The organism is Bifidobacterium sp. wkB338 (assembly GCF_003688325.1).
In the GTDB taxonomy this organism is placed as follows: Bacteria; Actinomycetota; Actinomycetes; order Actinomycetales; family Bifidobacteriaceae; genus Bombiscardovia; species Bombiscardovia polysaccharolytica.
On sequence record NZ_NPOR01000003.1, the window covers coordinates 18685 to 33837 of the forward strand.

Annotated in this window: 11 protein-coding genes, 2 pseudogenes and 1 riboswitch; of the genes and pseudogenes, 5 read left to right on the plus strand and 8 right to left on the minus strand. The window is 62.1% G+C overall.

Translation table 11 applies throughout. The annotated features are described in order from the left end of the window. From pheT to CI603_RS00895, 3 genes are all read right to left on the minus strand, one after another. Entirely contained in the window at window positions 1–2607 is a 2607-nt protein-coding gene (gene pheT, locus CI603_RS00885; RefSeq protein ID WP_121912668.1) for a phenylalanine--tRNA ligase subunit beta, read from the minus strand. Window positions 2608–2614: 7 nt separating this feature from the next. Then, window positions 2615–3682 (minus strand): phenylalanine--tRNA ligase subunit alpha, encoded by a 1068-nt coding sequence (pheS, locus tag CI603_RS00890; protein ID WP_110413115.1) that lies wholly within the window; start codon window positions 3680–3682, stop codon window positions 2615–2617. A 69-nt stretch (window positions 3683–3751) separates the two neighbouring features. Further along, window positions 3752–4672, minus strand: a complete 921-nt coding sequence (locus CI603_RS00895; protein WP_121912692.1) for an RNA methyltransferase — start codon at window positions 4670–4672, stop codon at window positions 3752–3754. Window positions 4673–4892: 220 nt separating this feature from the next. Here CI603_RS00895 and CI603_RS00900 point away from each other — a divergent pair, with 220 nt between their 5' ends. After that, window positions 4893–5513: a superoxide dismutase gene (locus CI603_RS00900; protein WP_015022073.1), complete on the plus strand. Its 621-nt coding sequence runs from the start codon at window positions 4893–4895 to the stop codon at window positions 5511–5513. A 112-nt stretch (window positions 5514–5625) separates the two neighbouring features. Here CI603_RS00900 and CI603_RS09230 read toward each other — a convergent pair whose 3' ends face one another. From CI603_RS09230 to CI603_RS00915, 5 genes and pseudogenes are all read right to left on the minus strand, one after another. After that, window positions 5626–6621 carry an energy-coupling factor transporter transmembrane component T family protein gene (locus CI603_RS09230; protein WP_395947958.1) on the minus strand — a complete coding sequence of 332 codons (996 nt, stop codon included), beginning with the start codon at window positions 6619–6621 and terminating at the stop codon, window positions 5626–5628. Between the two features lie 90 nt (window positions 6622–6711). Next, a pseudogene (locus CI603_RS09235) lies at window positions 6712–7104 on the minus strand (ATP-binding cassette domain-containing protein); the annotation flags it as partial. Between the two features lie 456 nt (window positions 7105–7560). Next, window positions 7561–8121 (minus strand): annotated as a pseudogene (locus tag CI603_RS09240) (energy-coupling factor ABC transporter ATP-binding protein); the annotation flags it as partial. Window positions 8122–8131: 10 nt separating this feature from the next. After that, entirely contained in the window at window positions 8132–8806 is a 675-nt protein-coding gene (locus tag CI603_RS00910) for an ECF transporter S component (protein WP_121912670.1), read from the minus strand. Window positions 8807–8855: 49 nt separating this feature from the next. Continuing rightward, a riboswitch (TPP riboswitch) is annotated at window positions 8856–8971 on the minus strand. Between the two features lie 26 nt (window positions 8972–8997). Then, on the minus strand, window positions 8998–10374 hold the full coding sequence (locus tag CI603_RS00915; protein ID WP_121912671.1) for a dipeptidase: 1377 nt from the start codon (window positions 10372–10374) through the stop codon (window positions 8998–9000). 66 nt (window positions 10375–10440) lie between these two features. Here CI603_RS00915 and CI603_RS00920 point away from each other — a divergent pair, with 66 nt between their 5' ends. The 4 genes from CI603_RS00920 to glnA all read left to right on the plus strand — a co-directional run bounded on the left by CI603_RS00920 (window position 10441) and on the right by glnA (window position 15061). Beyond that, complete coding sequence (locus tag CI603_RS00920; RefSeq protein ID WP_121912672.1) at window positions 10441–11067, plus strand: DUF3043 domain-containing protein; 627 nt, start codon at window positions 10441–10443, stop codon at window positions 11065–11067. Between the two features lie 141 nt (window positions 11068–11208). After that, the gene (locus CI603_RS00925; protein WP_121912673.1) at window positions 11209–12696 is read left to right on the plus strand and encodes an NAD(P)/FAD-dependent oxidoreductase; all 1488 of its coding nucleotides are present in this window, start codon (window positions 11209–11211) and stop codon (window positions 12694–12696) included. A gap of 48 nt (window positions 12697–12744) precedes the next feature. After that, window positions 12745–13479: a DUF4191 domain-containing protein gene (locus CI603_RS00930; RefSeq protein ID WP_110425462.1), complete on the plus strand. Its 735-nt coding sequence runs from the start codon at window positions 12745–12747 to the stop codon at window positions 13477–13479. 145 nt (window positions 13480–13624) lie between these two features. Next, window positions 13625–15061, plus strand: coding sequence for a type I glutamate--ammonia ligase (gene glnA, locus CI603_RS00935; RefSeq protein WP_046323088.1), 1437 nt, complete (start codon window positions 13625–13627; stop codon window positions 15059–15061). Window positions 15062–15153 lie beyond the last annotated feature (92 nt).

A 15153-nucleotide genomic window follows, 5' to 3' on the forward strand; every position in this document is an offset into this window, starting at 1 on the left:
TCAAGCGCGCAGTACGGCGCCCAGACCCGCAGTCTTGTCAACGATGGCCTGACGCAGGGATTCGCTGTCCTCGGACGCCAAGGTGCGGTCCGGGGCGCGGAAGGTGACTGCGAAGGCCAGTGATTTTGCATGCTCACCGATCTGATCGCCAGTGAAAACGTCGAACAGCTCGATGGATTCAAGACTAGACCCCGCCGCTTCTCTGATGGCGGAAGTCAGATCGGCTGCCGAGACCGTGTCCGGCACAGTGAAGGCCAGATCCTGACGGACCGGCGGGAAGGTCGAGACCGGCTTGGCCTGCAGGGGTGTGTAGTCCAGGTGGTCCAGCACCATGTCCAGGCTCAGCTCGAAAGCGGCAGAATGGGCAGGGAAACCCAGAGCCTGATCAACCCGAGGATGCAGCTCGCCCACCATGCCGACAAGCGTGCCGTCACCCAGGACCAGCCTGGCGGTACGGCCCGGATGCCACTGGTCAGGCACCTGCTCGGCTGAGGGCTGCTCCAGCCGATAATCGGCACCCAGCCTGTCCAAAACCCGGCGAGCCGATTCGACTGCATCAGTCCAGTCCACGTCCCTGCTGTCCTTAAGCCAGCCGTCTTCCTGGGCCCGGCCGGTCAGCAAGGCCGCCACATGCAGCCGTTGCTCTGGCAGACCCTGGTCCAGGCGGGCCAAATCCTCGTCGCTGGGCCGCACGCCGCCCGGAAGTGTAGGCACCGCAGGAGCCTTGGGATCGCGACGGAAGACATAACCAATCTCGAAGAGACGCACATCAGTGTTGCCACGTCGCAGGTTGCGCTCCACGGTGTTGGCCAGCGGCAATAGCAGGCTCTGCCTCAGATAGGGCCTGTCAGCGGCCATGGGGTTGGCCAGCTCCACGCTGTTGATATGGACCTCATCAGGATCCATGCCGAAGGCCTTGAAATCATTGTCACCGACAAATGGATAGTCCAGAACCTCGGTCAGCCCATACTCGGCCAGGGTGTCAGCCACCCAACGGCGACGCTGCTGACGATCGGTCAGACCAATTGCTCCGGAAACCTTGGGTGATGGCACGGTGACGGGGATACGGTCGTAGCCCACCAGGCGGGCCACCTCTTCGACCAGGTCGCAGCCCTCGCCCAGGTCGGGCCTCCAGGTTGGCGGAGTCACCGACAGCCGGTCCTGAGGATCGCCTTGGACCGTGCAGCCTATGTCGCGCAGAATGGCCACAATGCGCTGGGGTTCCACATCCAGTCCAGTCAGCCTGGCCACCTCGCTGACAGCAAAGTCGATGACTGACATGGGCTTGGTCTGGTTCATATCCAGCGGAGCATCCAGGTCCTGGCCACCGGCAAGGCGATGCAGCAGGTCAGCGGCCATAGCCGCGGCAGCCGGCTGCATCTGTGGATCGACCCCGCGCTCAAAGCGCTTGGAAGCCTCGGATGGCAGCTTGTGGCGACGTGCGGTCCTGGCGATGGTCACCTGGTCGAAGTGGGCGGACTCAATCAGAATGTTCCGCGTCTGATCGGTCACCTCTCCATACAGACCGCCCATGACTCCGGCCAGACCCAAGATACGGGATCCCTCTTGCCCCTCGGGCGAGTCGGTAATGAGCAGATCCTCGGTGCTGAGCTCGCGATCCTTGCCATCCAGAGTGGTCAGGTGCTCACCCTGCCTGGCCCTACGGACTACGATGGGCCCGCTGAGCTTGTCCAGATCATAGGCGTGCAGGGGCTGGCCCAGATCCAGCATGACATAGTTGGTGATGTCCACCGGCAGACTGATGGAGCGCATGCCGGCACGTACCAACCGCCGACGCATCCAGCTGGGAGTGGCCGCCTTGGGGTCACACCCGGTCAAGGCACGCAGGTAGTACCGATCACAGCCTGGCTGACCGTGAATAGGGTTCTCGTCCTGAATGTGCACGGCCAGCGGAGCCTGATCCTCCTGAGCTGCGGGGGCCGGCACTGTCTTGTTCAGCTCAATCACCGGATCCGTGTACTCAGCACCCGTGGAGTGGTGGTATTCCCTGGCAACCCCCCGGTAGGAGAAGGCATAGCCGCGGTCGGGTGTGATGTTGATCTCAAGAACAGGCCTGTTCATATGGAGCAGAGCTATGGCATCGTCACCTGGCTTGAGCTGCTCGTACTGCTCGGGGGTGAACCCGTAATTGCGCAGCAGGATGATGCCCTGATGGTCCGAGCCCAGCCCCAGCTCACGCTCTGAGGCGCACATGCCGTCCGAGATGTGGCCATAGGTCTTGCGCGGTTCGATACGGAAGTCCCCAGGCAGGACGGCCCCTGGCAGGGTCACCACCACCTTTTCGCCTGCAGCCATGTTTGGGGCCCCGCAGACTATGCCCCTAGGCACCTTGTGACCCTGGTCGTCCACAGCGTTGTACTGCTCGCCCACATCCACATGGCACCAGTTGATGGTCTTGCCGTTCTTCTGAGGTTCAGGCTCAGCATCCACCACATAGCCGACCACGATAGGACCGGTCACCGTGGACTCATGAATGTCCTCCTCCTCCAGACCGACCCGAACCAAGTCCTTGGCCAGCTGTTCATAGGTCAGACCCTCAGGGACCTGCACATGCTCCTTGAGCCAGTCGATATCTACCATTGGCATCTGACGGTCACTCCCCCATCTCGAACTGCTGGCTGAACCGCACGTCACCTTCGACCAGGTCGTGCATATCGTTGATGTCATGGCGCAGGAGCAGGGTGCGCTCCATGCCCACGCCGAAGGCGAAGCCTGAATAACGCTGCGGATCCACGCCGGCCGACCTCAGAACGTTGGGATTGACCATGCCGCAGCCTCCCCATTCGATCCATCCAGGGCCGCCCTTCTTGTCGGGGAACCAGAGGTCCATCTCGGCGCTGGGCTCGGTGAAGGGGAAGTATGAGGGACGCAGTCTGGTCCGGGCCTCGGGACCGAACATGGCAACGGCGAGCTTGTCCAGGGTGCCCTTGAGGTCGGCCATGGTCAGGTGCTCGTCGACGGCGATGGCCTCGCACTGGTGAAAGACCGGGGTGTGGGTGGCATCCAGTTCGTCGGTGCGGAAGACCCTGCCCGTGCAAGCCACATAGAGCGGCACGCCGCGGGTTATCAGAGAACGGGCCTGGTCGGGCGAAGTATGGGTGCGCATAACCATGTTGGAGCCGACGAAACCGGCGGCGTCCCTGGCCTGGCTGCCCTTGACATAGAAGGTATCCTGCATCTGGCGGGCAGGATGGTCAGGGCCGAAGTTAAGGGCATCGAAGTTGTACCACTCGGCTTCCAGCTCGGGGCCCTGGGCGATGCTCCAACCCATGGAGACGAAGAAGTCCTCCACGTCCTCCATGAGCTTGGACAGTGGATGCCGGGCACCCTGCGGATGGCGGTTGACCGGCAGGGTCATATCCACCTGCTCGGCAGCCAGACGGCGGGATTCCTCCTCCTGGCGCAGCTGCCGCTCCTTGAGCCCGTAGGCGCGGCCAAAGTCAGCCTTGAGCTTGCCAGCTAGGCGGCCGGCGGTCTTCTTCTGATCCGCTGGCAACGTACCGATAATCCGACCGGATCCGGCCAGGGCTGAACCTGTCCCCGCATACCGGGCCTTGATCGCCTTGAGCTCCTCCAGATCAGAGGCCTCGCGAATCCTGCCGATGCCCTCGTTGACCTCGTCGGTCATCGCCGCGGGGTCGAATTCTTCCTGTGCCACCATGGACCTTTCCACTGTTGCCAATGCCGTATCCGGGCCGCAAATCAGCGGAAATCCCGGTCGTTGACGCCTTCACATTCTTTCAATACGACTCGACATGGCTATGGCGTAGAGCAGCACCGCAGCCGAGGTGGCCAAGTTGAGGGATTCAGCCCGCCCGTATATAGGGATGCGGACGATCTGATCCATGGCCTGCAGCAACTCGTTGGGCAGTCCGCGTGCCTCATTGCCGAAGAGCAGGACCATGGGCTGACCCGCCGAGTCTGGCCTGGTCAGGGCTCCGCTCGCCATCAGATCGGTCAGGGAGCGGACGGGTTTGTCCGGTGTTCCATAGACATCGGCCGCCACCATGGTCCGACCCTGCCGTCTGCACAGGGCCAGGAAGTCCTCGGTGCCCATGGTCATCAGGGGTATGTGAAAGGCCGATCCAGCCGTGGAGCGAATGACCTTAGGATTGGTGAGTTCCACGCACTGGTCCACCAGGATGACTGCCTTGCAGCCAGCGGCATCGGCAGTGCGGATCACAGTGCCAGCATTGCCCGGATCACGAATCTGCCAGAAAGCTGACACCAGGTCGGGCCCCTCTTTCGTCAGGCGCTGGGGATCTTCGAAGTCCATCGATTGTGTCAGAAATCCGTCCGTACGCGCCTGGGCCACGATCCCCTGTGCATTGCCGCTGATGGCACGCATGACCCTGGCGGAGACGAAATGTCCGTAGCAGTCAGGCAGCTCCCGAGCCTGCTCCATGATGGCGCCCACAGTCTCGTTGAGCGGCCGCGGATGACCGCCCCGGGCTGCAGGAGAGGATTCGTCCGACTGAATATAGAGGTCAGTCAGCAGGTCAGAACGCCAGCGGACCGCCTCGCGCACGCTCTGCGGCCCCTCTATGAGGAAGCGGCCATGACGCTGCCGTGCCCGCCGATCCTGCAGTTCAGCCAGGCGACGAATTCGTTGGGCACGGGGATTGTCGAGAATGGAATCATCAAAGGGCATGGGCATAACTCTAGCCTCGACAGTCGAGAGCTCTGCGATCGGACCTCAATCAGCCTACATCTGTGGGAAAGTTCACTGAAAGAAAGGCCTGCGCCCCTTGTGCTCGCCGGACAAGGGGCTAGGGTAAAAGAACCGGTCGGGTCGACCACGTCCGTCATTGGTATGGCGCAGACCGACCATGGCACATCTGGCTTAGCCAGAATCATTGTGAGGAGACAATATGCCCGTATACACACTTCCCGATCTGCCCTACGACTACTCGGCACTGGAGCCGTACGTGTCCGGCAAGATCATGGAGCTGCACCATGATAAGCACCATCAGGCTTATGTGAACGGGGCCAACAAGGCCCTGGAGCAGATCCATGACGCGGCCGAGTCCGGCAACGTGGCCCAGTCCAACCTGCTGGAGAAGAACCTGGCCTTCAACCTGGCCGGGCACAAGAACCACTCCATCTTCTGGAAGAACATGGCCCCGGCCATCGGCCAGGAGCCCACTGGCGAACTCAAGGCCGCCATCGAGGATCAGTTCGGGTCCTTCCAGGGCTTCCAGACATACTTCGAGTCCATGTGCGCAGGCATCCAGGGCTCCGGCTGGGCCGTCCTTGCCTGGGATACGCTGGGTGAGCGCCTGGTCACCCTGCAGATGTACGACCACCAGGGCAACCTGCCAGTCACCATCTTCCCGCTGGTCCTGCTGGACCTCTGGGAGCACGCCTACTACCTGGAGTACCTGAACGACCGGGCCAGCTACGTCAAGGCCTGGTGGCACATCGTCAACTGGGAGGACGCCTCCAAGCGGTTCGACGAGGTGCGCAACATCAACACCACTCTGGCCAGGTAAAAGACCGGCGCTTCCAACCACAGGCGGACCCCGGTCCTTTCCCCTCTCTGCGGGAGGTGGAAAGGACCGGGGTCCCTCCATATCTGGAGTCTGCTGCGGAAAACCCTGACAGTCAGTTGCCGAAGAAGGCGATGGAACCGGTCAGCGCAGCCACGGTCAGTGAGATTGCAGGCACAGATAGACATATGAGCAGGAAGCCCACATCACGTGGTCTGACCTGGGAGACCCTGGCATGGGTGCGCGGTGTGCTGCCGCCGAAGCCCCTGGCCTCCATGGCTGTGGCCAAGGTAGTCGAACGCCTGATGGACAGAACCAGCAGGGCGAAGGCCTGGGGCATAAAGGCCTTGAAGCGGTTCTCATCGCCCAGCCCACGACTGCGGCGCGAGGCGGTCAGCGCCGACCAATCATCCTTGAGGACAGTGAAGAGCCGCATACCTGCCAATCCGCCATAGACGAAGCGATCAGGCAGGTGGAGCACCTGGCTGAAGGCATCGGCCAGGTCGGTGGCATCTATGCCCAGAACAGTGATGATGGCCGGGATTCCGATGGCCAGGATTCGCAACGCAGTGGCCAGGGCCAGGTCCAGCGAGCGCTGGGTGATGTGGATCATCCCCCATTGCCAGAAAGTGGCGCCGCCGCTCTTGCCATAGAGGATGATCGCCAGGGCAGAACCAGGCGCCCCAAGGAAGATGGGCCAGGTGGATCTGACCACGCGCAGGGGCGTGAAGCCTGCCGCGCCCAGTAGCAGAAACTCCAGGATCAGGGCCGTCGTGGCCGAGACCGGATCCAGGCTGATCAGCAGGGGCAGAGCCGCCAGAAAGGCCCCAATCAGCCGAAAGGCCGGATTGATGGAGGCTATATAGGACGACCTGCTGGCCGGCTTGATTGGCTCATCCCGCTGATCCATGGGCGTGACGGTCAGTCTGGTAGCAACAGCCTCCTGCCTGGCCTGCAAATCTGACCCGACTGCAGGCCAGACGGCCTTCTGGCCTCCCGGAGGCGTCATTTCCACCAGGCGGGCATCCAGGGCCTGAACCAGTTCCCGGTCATGGGTGACCAGGATGATGCAGGCTCCCTGGTCGCGCAGGTCTGCAATCAGCTGGGCCATGCTGACCCAGGTGTTCCTGTCCTGACCAAAAGTGGGCTCGTCAAGAATCAGCACCTGGGGTGCAGCCGCAAGAGCCGAGGCCACAGTGAGCCGTCGCTTTTCGCCGCCCGAGAGTGTGTAGGGGTTGGCGCGGGCGTACTGCCTCAGCCTGAAGCGGCCCAGGAGTTCTTGGGCGCGGGCCTGGGCCTGGTCCTCGGTCATGCTGGTGCGGATGGGGGCCAGCTTGACCTCATCCAGGACCGTGCCTCGGGCGAACTGATGCTCGGGATTCTGAAAGACATAGGCGATGCGCGCCGCCAGCTGGGATGAGGTCCATCGAATGGGCTCGGGCTCCGCAGGCATCTGCCCCTGAGGTCCGCGAAGCAGACGATCCTGAGCAAGGACAGAACCGGCCACCGGCTCCAGCAGACCAGCCAGGGTCATGGCCAGCGTGGACTTGCCGGCCCCGTTGGCCCCAACCAGGGCAGTGATCTGACCGGCCCGGAATTCCAGATTGATGTGCTCGGCCACTGCTTTGCCCTGACGACCAACCGCCAGATCCTGGGCGGTCAACAAGACGGGATGATCATCTTGGTCGTGGCCGGATTGCCCAGACCGTGCCCGGACCCGTCCAAGCTCAGGGAGCGAATCCTTGACGCTCCTATAGGCCTCAGGAACCCAGATGCCCAGGGAGGCCAGGTCGAGCCCAGGATCATTGAAGACCTGCTGGGGGCTGCCGTCGGCCATGATCACAGTCTTGCGATAGGCCGCAGTGCCCGAACCGCCGGTGTCGTCTTCAACCTCGCCCAACCCGAGCACAATGACCCGGTCGATCATATCCATCCAAGGCCCTGCTCGATGTTCGACCAGAACCATGGTGGAGCCTTGCCGGTCCAGGACCATCCTGACAGCATCGACTATCTGCTCGACGCCAACAGGATCCAGATTGGCCGTGGGCTCGTCCAGCAGAAGCAACCCAGGCTGCATGGCCAAAGCACCCGCCAGTGCCAGACGTTGCATCTGTCCTCCGCTCAGATGCATGGTGGACCGGGTCAGCTGCAGGTCAGCCAAACCCACTTCGGCCATGGCCTTTCGCACCCGTGGCCAAATCTCCTCACGGGACAGCCCCATGTTCTCCGGCCCGAAGGCCACATTATCGCCCAGCCGCTGAAAGATGGCCTGAGCATCCGGATCCTGCAGGACCAAACCCACTCGCCCCCGGCTGGATACGGCAGGATTGCCGTCAATCAGGACCTGGCCCTGGGTCACTCCGCCCTCATCGTCCTCAACCTGGTCCTGACCACTCTGCGGGGCATGATCGCCCAGCAATCCGGCCACACCCTCAAGGATGGTCGATTTGCCAATGCCGGAGGCTCCCAGCAGAAGCACCCGCTGACCTGCAGGAATGCGCAGGGACAGATCCCTGACGGCAAAGTGGTTCCTGTAAGCATGCCGATAACCCCAGCCACGCAGTTCCAAGGCTGCTGGTCGGTAGGGATTGTCCTGGATGCTCTGGTCCACGTCCGAACCTCTACTTCCCGGCCGTACGAATATCGCGGCCGGAGGCGAAACGGTCCAGAGCCCCGGTCGCGGCGATGGCCTTGTAGAGGTACCAAACCAGTACTCCGGCGATCAGAGCGCCCGAAATCAGGGTGGCTATCAGATAGATCACACCATAGGGGCCGGTGAGGTTGATGGCCTGCAAGTGCGTGCAGAAGGAGTACAGCCAGCAGCCGAAACCAGCGGCAGCACCCGACAGTGCCACCGTGGACATGTTCCAGCGCCGGTAACGCAGCAGCATAAAGACCAGCTCGGCCATGAAGCCCTGAAGCAGACCAATCAGTATGGTCTCCACAGGCACCCAAAGGCTGCCCAGCAGCGACTCCAGGATGGCGGCGACCAGCTCGGCATAGACGGCAGCACCCGGTTTGCGCACGATGACCGATGCCAGGGGCCCGGCGAACAGGTAGAGGCCGTTGAGAATGCCGCCCAGACCGGGCACAACCCCGTCCAGGAAGGACCAGGGAATGGTGGTTACCATGGCGACCACCCAGTAGATGACGGCGGAGGCCACCCCGATGACCGAGGCTACGGCGATATCCACCACCCTCCACCGTTTGGAGGGGATTCTGACCTGTGATGGAGTTCCTTCAGACTCCGGCTCTGATCCAGAAGCAGTGTTGTTTATGAAATGACCATCGGTCATGATCTTGTGCCTTTCCTCGGGGCGCTCCCTATGAGCGCCATCCCGTTCAGGCACGGGTCCAGTGACATCCGTGCGCCGGCATTACCCGGTAAACGTTCGTCCGGTTGAGGCTGAGCCTCCTCTCAGCCGCACGCCCTTAGGCATACGGCCCCCGTGTCACCTGTAACCTTAGAACACGCCGTGGCCAAAAGTCAGTTCTGGCCCTCTCCCAAGGAATCCAGCAAAAGGGCCTCGGTGATGATGTTGTCTACCAGCCCCTGCAGGGAGATGGACTCATTTGGGCTGTGGGCGTTGGACTGGGGATCCTCGGGGCCGGTCACCAGGACCTGGGCCTCAGGGAAGAGCCGCTTGAGCTCGGGGATGAAGGGGATCGATCCGCCCTCGCCTTTGTTGACCGGGTCGCGTCCAAAGGCCTGCCGCATAGCCTCCTCGGCCTGCCGGACCACCGGGCTGTCGGCATCCATGGCCCACCCCATGCCCATATTGCTGGGCGTGACCTCCACCTTGGCCCCTTGAGGTGCATGGGCGATCAAGAAATCGGCCAGGGCCTGCGCGGCCTGCTCAGGCCGCTGGGTGGGCGCAGTACGCAGGGAAATGCGGAAGCGGGTCTTATCGGCCAGCACGTTGAAGGAGCCCTCCACCGGGTGGGCATCGAAGCCAATCACCGCCGCTGCCGGCTTGGTCCAGAGACGGGATGCCAGGGAGTCGGTTCCGGCCAGCCGGTAGGAGTCCACCACACCGGCATCTGAACGCAGCTGGGCCTGGTCCAGGTCACGCTGCAGGCCGCCGATAGGCTGGCCGCCCTCCAGACCGGGCACCGCAAGCTGACCCTGGTCGTCATACATGGAGGCGATCAGCATGGCAGCCAAAGTGTTGGCATCCAAAATAGGCCCGCCGAACTGGCCGGAGTGGACCGGATGCTCCAGGGCTGTGACCGTGACATCCAGGTCCGCATTCCCTCGCAGAGAGGTGGTCAGGCTTGGGGTGTCCGCCGACCAGTTGCCCGAGTCAGCCACAATAATCAGATCCGAGGCGAAGTCGTCCCGATGAGCCTGAAGGAAGGGGATGAAGCTTCGCGAGCCCATCTCCTCCTCCCCCTCGATAAAGACCTTGACGTTGACGCGCAGGTCCTTGCCCAAGGCATGCAAGGCACCCGAGTGGATGGCAATGCCGCCTCCGTCGTCGGCCGACCCACGTCCGTAGAGCCGTCCCTCCTTCTCCACACCGGTAAAGGGATCAGTGGACCACTGGGAGGGATCGGGCACCGGCTGCACATCGTGATGAGCATAGAGCAGAACAGTCGGAGCATTGGGATCCACTTGACGGGATCCGATGACCTCGAAGGCACCAGGGGTCCCGTCAGGATTGGTTGCCTGGACCACATGGGCGTCCACACCCACCTGCCGCAGCTGTCCGGCCACATAGTCGGCTGAGCGCCGCATGTGATCCCCGGTGATTCCCTTGGCTGAAACCGAGGCCAGGGAGATCTTGTCCTTGAGCAGATCGACGACCCGGCTCTCATCGTCCTGAACACGTGTGCGGATCGTTTCCAGGCCCAGCTTTGCCATCGCTACCTCCTGTGATTGCTTGTGAATCAATGCTTGCGAGTCTAGGCGTCACCGTAACCTGTTCGCATGACATGGAACCCCTTCTCACGCAAGGATCGACGGGACAAAGAGGCTGAGGCGGACCAGGCCGCCTCAGCTGCAGAGGTACGAGGCAAGGGACGCCCCACACCCAAGCGCAAGCAGGCCGAGGCAAGGAACCTGCGTCCGCTGGTCCCCAAGGACCGCAAGGCCTCACGCAAGGCCGCCAAGGCCCGGATCCGAGCCCGTGAGGATGCCCAGTATGAGGCCATGAGGACCGGCGACATCGACCACATGCCCAAGTCGGAGCGCCTGCCTTGGAGAATCTACATCCGCGACTATGTGGACGCCCGCTTCAATCTGCTGGAATGGATCTTCCCGGCCATCATCCTCATGTTCGTGGCCACCCTGATGGGCATGTTCGTGGGTCCGCAACATTATGCCGCCTTCACCATGGTGGTCACCATTCTTCTATACGGCTACCTGATCGTGGCTCTGGTCGACACCTGGCTGATGTGGCGCAAACTCAAGCGCCTGCTGATCGACAAATTCGGCGAGCGCTCGGTGGCCAAGGGCTCACGCTCGGCCTCCTATGCCTGGCAGCGGGCCATGATGGTCCGGCGCTGGCGGGTCCCCAAGCCCAACCAGAACAAGCGTGGGCACTGGCCCAAGTAACCGCCGGTTGCCCTGACTCACTGAGCCATCAATTAGCCGCGTCGCCCGGTTCCACTTGAGGTTCCGGGCGTTCTTCGTATTCACTCCACATTCTGCTAATAGTCTTCATTCTCCCAGCCTGTACGGCTAGCATGGATTGCTATGCAGCAATCGATCAACCAACCCGGTACAGAGTCTCTCGACCCCTGGGATGCCAACAGCCGCCAGTACGACACCATCATCATCGGATCCGGCCCGGGCGGCTATGCCACGGCCCTTCGCACGGCAGAGCTGGGCGGACGGGTGGCCCTGGTCGAACAGGACCCTGTGGTTGGCGGCGTCTGCCTGAACCGAGGATGCATCCCCACCAAGGCCCTGCTGACCGCCACACAGGTTCTCGAACAGGCCGACCTTGGGGCCGCCATGGGCATCAATGTCGAGTCGGCCAATATCGACTACCAGAAGCTCCAGGATTATCAGGACCGAATGGTAGACGCCATGACCGGCGGCCTGTCGAGCCTGCTGAAGCAACGTGACATCACAGTGGTACACGGCCACGGCACCATCGTCGGCGACGGCCTGGTGGAGGTGACCGACGATGACGGCGATCGAACCCGTCTGACCACCTGCGACACCATCCTGTCCACAGGGTCTCATCCCCGGGCCTTGGAAGAACTTCCCTTCGATGACCTGGTCATCGACACCGACCGGGCCCTGACTTTCAAACCCTTCCCCCGTCGGGCTCTGATTATTGGATCAGGGGCTGTGGCCCTGGAATTCGCCACCATTTGGAATCAAGCCGGTTGCCAGGTGACCCTGATGGTCAGACGGGACCGGGTGCTCTCCCACTGGGGTCGCCGGACCGGTCAGATCATGACCCGGGAGCTGGAGCGTCAGGGAATTCAGATCATCACCCATGCCCGCTGTTCGGGCGGGCACCGTCTACCCGCTGATGGAGGCATTCAGGTCGACTACCAGCCAACGGATGACAAGGGCCAGGCGGGAGCAATCGAAACTGATCTGGTCTTGGTGGCCATCGGCAGGGATCCCAATACTGACCCCGAGCACATGAAGGAGCTGGGCATTGACCTGGACGAACATGGCCAGGTCCTGACCGACTCTCAGGGGCGCACCAGTCGTGATCGGGTCTGGGCCCTGGGGGACATCACCCCGGGTCACCATCTGGCCCACAGGGCCTTCCAACAGGGCATCACCCTGGCTGATGCCGCCTCCGGTCTGGACCCCGAGCCGGTCAACGAAGCCACCATTCCCCGCGTGGTCTTCTCCTCCCCCCAGGCCGCAGCTGTGGGCTTCAGCCGTCAGGAAGCCGAGGACGATCCATCGCTGAACCAGGTCAAGGAGACCATCTACCCTATGATGTCCAACTCGCGCATGCGCATGAGCGGCATGCAGGGCACCCTCAGCCTGATCACCGCCTGCCAAGCCACCGACATGGAGAAGCAGATAGTGGTCGGTCTGGAGATGGTATCTCCCCAAGCCTCCGAGAATATTGCCGAGGCTCAGCAGCTGGTGGGCAACCAGATTCCCCTGCACCGGGCAGCCGGGCTCATCCACCCCCATCCCACCTTCTCGGAAGCCATTGGAGAGGCCCTGCTCAAGGCTGACGGCAGACCCCTGAATATGCGTTAGGCATGCGGTAGACTGGTCAACCAGTGAACGTTTCCGAGTGAGGATGGCATGGCTACAGAGGACACCAAGGGCAAAAAGGCAAAAAAGAAGAACAGCACGATCAGTCAGATCGTCAAAATCTATCAATTTACTCACGCAGAGGACAAGGCCCTTCCCTGGCTGCTGGCCGCGGCCATCCTGGTGCCCACACTGATAGCAGTCGTGATCTGCCTGCTGGCCCACTTCGGCTGGTTGTCCTGGATCCTGACTGTGCTTCTGGGCATCATGGTCGGCCTGCTCCTGGCCACCATGACCCTGACCAGGCGCTCCGACAGAGTCGGCTACGCCAAGATGGAGGGCCGCCCAGGTGCTGCCGCCGCCGTCCTGAGCAGCATCTCCAAGGCAGGCTTCTCCTTCCCCCAGGAACCCGTCTGGATTGATGCCAAGACCAAGGACGCCGTCTGGAGGGGCACTGGCCGCACCGGGGTCTATCTGATAGCCGAGGGCGACTACAACCGTGTCAACAAGGCCATGAACCGCGAAGAGGAGAAGATCCGCCGCATCACCCGCGGATCGGCCATCCCCATCTACCGCATCAGCGTGGGCCACGGCCCTGACCAGGTCCCGCTCAACAAGCTCCAGCGCACCGTGATCAAGAAGAAGATCAAGCTGACACCCACTGAGCTGGAGACCCTCAACGACCGGCTGGTCACCCTGCAAAAGCGGCAGAGCGCCTTGGGGATGCCCAAGGGCATCGATCCGACCAAGATACACGTCAGCCGCAAGGCCATGCGCGGACGCTGATGTTTTTGAAGGTCCCGGTCTCTCCCCAAGGGAGGCGCCGGGACCTTCGCATGAAACACCCCCGTAACCTCAGCGGCGCATTACCGAAAAAAGCGGTCCCCTAGACTGGGTGACCGTTACGGTTTTCCAGGAAAGGAGCAGTTCAGTGAGAGAACTGAAATCAAAGGCCGATTGCGAAGCTGTGATCAACCAGGAGGGCGTGGAATACGTCTCAGTCAGGTTCACGGATCTGATCGGCGTCCAGCAGCACTTCACCGTACCTGCCAGCGAATTTCTCAAGGACGCCTTCACGGACGGCATGGCCTTCGACGGCTCCTCCGTACAGGGATTCCAAGCCATCAATGAGTCCGACATGAAGCTGATTCCGGACCCTGAAACCGCCTATCTGGATCCCTTCCGCCGTCATCGCACTATGAATGTGGCTTTCTCCATCGTGGACCCGGTGACCGACGAGCCCTACTCGCGTGATCCCCGGCAGATCGCTTCCAAGGCCGAGGCCTACCTGCGCTCCACCGGAATCGCCGACACGGCCTCCTTCGCTCCTGAGGCTGAGTTCTTCATCTTCGACAAGGTCCGTTTCGAGAACAGCATGCAGCGCTCTTTCTATGAGGTCGACTCGATCGAGGCCCCATGGAATTCAGGCGTGGATGTCGAGGAGGATGGCTCCGACAACATCGGCTTCAAGAATCGTGTCAAGAGGGGCTACTTCCCCGTACCACCCATCGACCACTACCAAGATCTGCGCGACGACATGGTTGCCAACCTGCAGAAGGTGGGCCTGGTTCTGGAGCGTTCCCATCACGAGGTGGGCGGCGCCGGCCAGCAGGAGATCAACTACCGTTTCAACACCCTGCTGCACGCTGGCGACGATCTGATGAAGTACAAGTACGTGGTTCACGAGACCGCCGCTCTGGCTGGTAAGGCCGCTACTTTCATGCCCAAGCCCATCGCCGGGGACAACGGGACCGGCATGCACTGCCACCAGTCCCTCTGGAAGGATGGCAAGCCCCTCTTCTATGACGAGAATGGCTACGGCGGACTCTCCGACATCGCCCGCTGGTATGTGGGCGGCCTGATTGAGCATGCCTCGTCCGTCCTGGCCTTTACCAACCCCTCCACCAACTCCTACAAGCGACTGGTGCCCGGCTATGAGGCCCCGGTCAACCTGGTCTACTCGGCCCGGAACCGATCGGCAGCCATCCGCATCCCCCTGGCCGGCACTTCACCGGCTGCCAAGAGGATCGAGTTCCGCGCCCCCGACCCCTCCTGCAACCCCTTCCTGGCCTTCTCGGCCCAGCTGATGGCAGGATTGGACGGCATCCTCAACCACACCGAGCCGCCGGCCCCCATCGACAAGGACCTCTATGAGCTGCCTCCAGAAGAGCATGCCCAGATCAAGCAGGTACCCGGCTCCCTGGAGGAGGCTCTGAACGCTCTGGAGGAGGATCACGACTTCCTGAGCGAAGGCGATGTCTTCACCGACGACCTGATTCAGACCTGGCTGGACTTGAAGCGCGGCGAGCTGGACCAGACCCGTCTGGCCCCCACCCCCCTGGAGTACGAGCTCTACTTCCACATCTGAGTTCGCATAACGACTGACGCCGACTAGCCAGCCAGGTCACATAAGGCCCGATCCTTCCTGCTGAAGGGTCGGGCCTCTTTGCATTATCACGA

What these genes read in the sequence shown, in the direction of transcription:
- pheT (WP_121912668.1), bottom strand. Translation starts at nt 2,607, where the DNA reads ATGCCAATGGTAGATATCGACTGGCTCAAGGAGCATGTGCAGGTCCCT.
- pheS (WP_110413115.1), bottom strand. Translation starts at nt 3,682, where the DNA reads ATGGTGGCACAGGAAGAATTCGACCCCGCGGCGATGACCGACGAGGTC.
- CI603_RS00895 (WP_121912692.1), bottom strand. Translation starts at nt 4,672, where the DNA reads ATGCCCTTTGATGATTCCATTCTCGACAATCCCCGTGCCCAACGAATT.
- CI603_RS00900 (WP_015022073.1), top strand. Translation starts at nt 4,893, where the DNA reads ATGCCCGTATACACACTTCCCGATCTGCCCTACGACTACTCGGCACTG.
- CI603_RS09230 (WP_395947958.1), bottom strand. Translation starts at nt 6,621, where the DNA reads ATGGCCCAGCTGATTGCAGACCTGCGCGACCAGGGAGCCTGCATCATC.
- CI603_RS00910 (WP_121912670.1), bottom strand. Translation starts at nt 8,806, where the DNA reads ATGACCGATGGTCATTTCATAAACAACACTGCTTCTGGATCAGAGCCG.
- CI603_RS00915 (WP_121912671.1), bottom strand. Translation starts at nt 10,374, where the DNA reads ATGGCAAAGCTGGGCCTGGAAACGATCCGCACACGTGTTCAGGACGAT.
- CI603_RS00920 (WP_121912672.1), top strand. Translation starts at nt 10,441, where the DNA reads ATGACATGGAACCCCTTCTCACGCAAGGATCGACGGGACAAAGAGGCT.
- CI603_RS00925 (WP_121912673.1), top strand. Translation starts at nt 11,209, where the DNA reads ATGCAGCAATCGATCAACCAACCCGGTACAGAGTCTCTCGACCCCTGG.
- CI603_RS00930 (WP_110425462.1), top strand. Translation starts at nt 12,745, where the DNA reads ATGGCTACAGAGGACACCAAGGGCAAAAAGGCAAAAAAGAAGAACAGC.